The organism is Ureibacillus terrenus (genome assembly GCF_006569205.1).
Taxonomy (GTDB): Bacteria; Bacillota; Bacilli; order Bacillales_A; family Planococcaceae; genus Ureibacillus; species Ureibacillus terrenus.
The window spans coordinates 1-1,548 of sequence record NZ_VIGD01000054.1 but is presented as its reverse complement, the minus strand read 5'-3'; the positions used below and the strand labels follow the sequence as shown (position 1 = coordinate 1,548).

Genomic DNA, 1,548 nt, shown 5'->3' with positions numbered 1-1,548 from the left:
GGAGGTGTTCTTTTTTTGACAACGGAAAAACTCAATATCGTGCCTGTAAAATTAGAGTCCAAATCTGATCCAACTCCATCCCCAGCAAGTCGTGGTCCACTCAGACCAATATGCGTCATTCAATCCAATCAGTGTAAAATCTCCTTCTACCCCGGTGTCAAACCTCAATTACTTCAAGCGGTTATCAGGGAGTTGAATCGAAATGATTCATGATTTTACAAAATGCAAAAATATCTATATCATTTGCGGTCATACAGATATGCGAAAAGGAATCGACGGTCTAGCAACGCTAATTCAGGATTCATTCGAACTCGATCCATACAGCGAGGCAATCTTCTTGTTTTGCGGTCGAAGGAAAGATCGTTATAAATGTTTATACTTTGATGGAGATGGCTTCGCTATGCTTTATAAACGATTGGATAATGGCAAACTCCAATGGCCACGAAATAAAAATGAAGTTCGTCGGCTCACGCAACAACAACTTCGTTGGTTACTTGAAGGACTCACAATTCATCAACCGAAAGCCATACAAAAATCTAAAAAAGGTGTCTTTTAACCAATGATTACTAGTGATATAATCAAGACATTATTGAATTTGGACGGAAATGTGGTGAATGATGTGAGCAATGATTCGAATGAAAAATTAATTCAATTATTAGAAGAACAACTCGCGCAATCCAATAAGAGAAATGAAGAACTGTTGAAACAAATTGAATCGTTGTCACAACAAGTTCGCTATTTAACAAAGCTTCTTTATGGCTCAAAATCAGAAAAATCAAAGTACCAAGCTCCAGATGGACAATGTTCTTTATTTGATGATGACTCTTTTTTTAACGAACCTGAGCACACAGAAGAACAAAGCACGGACACTGTTACCTATACAGTTGTTCGTAAAATACATAAAAAGAAACGAAACGATTTCTTCGTGGATGGTTTAGAAATTGAAGAAATTCATCATCACCCTGAAAACTTACAATGCGAGTGTTGTCAATCTCAGATGACAGAGATCGGCAGCACGATTGTTCGTGAGGAAGCAAAATTTATACCGGCTATTGTGAAGCGTGTTCGACATATCGAACACGCTTATGAGTGCAGGAATTGTAAAAAAGATCTCAGCAAAAATTCACAAATCAAACGAGGCAAAGCACCACAACCAGCGATTCAACGAAGTATTGCTGGACCAACGGTCTTGGCAAAAATCATCTACGATAAGTTTGTTCAATATTTACCTTTATATCGCCAGGTAAAGGAATGGAACCATTATGGTCTCCTTACAAACGATAAAAATTTATCGAACTGGGTGATTCGAATCGCGGAGGATTGGCTTCATCCAATCTACCATCGTATGAAAGAGCTCCTTATGAAAAAATCAATTCTTCATATTGATGAAACATACGCTCAAATACTCAACCGTTCGGATGGAAAGTCGGCTCAGTCTAATGCTTATAACTGGGTATTCCGAAGCGTTGCTTCTCAAGGGCCGACCATCGTCATGTTTCATAGTGCGTTATCGCGAAGTCGGGAAGTTTTAAAAGACTTCGTGGAAAA

The 1,548-nt window shown here is 38.6% G+C and carries 3 protein-coding genes; all 3 read left to right on the top strand.

Translation table 11 applies throughout. The features are described 5' to 3' along the window. Positions 1-213, top strand: a 213-nt coding sequence (locus tag FKZ59_RS14865; protein WP_220125048.1) for a hypothetical protein, incomplete at its 5' end; no start/stop codon positions are given. Continuing rightward, positions 203-556, top strand: coding sequence for an IS66 family insertion sequence element accessory protein TnpB (tnpB, locus tag FKZ59_RS14325; RefSeq protein WP_141603390.1), 354 nt, complete (start codon positions 203-205; stop codon positions 554-556). The genes FKZ59_RS14865 and tnpB, both read left to right, overlap by 11 nt. A 3-nt stretch (positions 557-559) precedes the next feature. After that, positions 560-1,548: IS66 family transposase (locus FKZ59_RS14320; RefSeq protein ID WP_246045922.1), on the top strand; the 989-nt coding region annotated here is incomplete at its 3' end.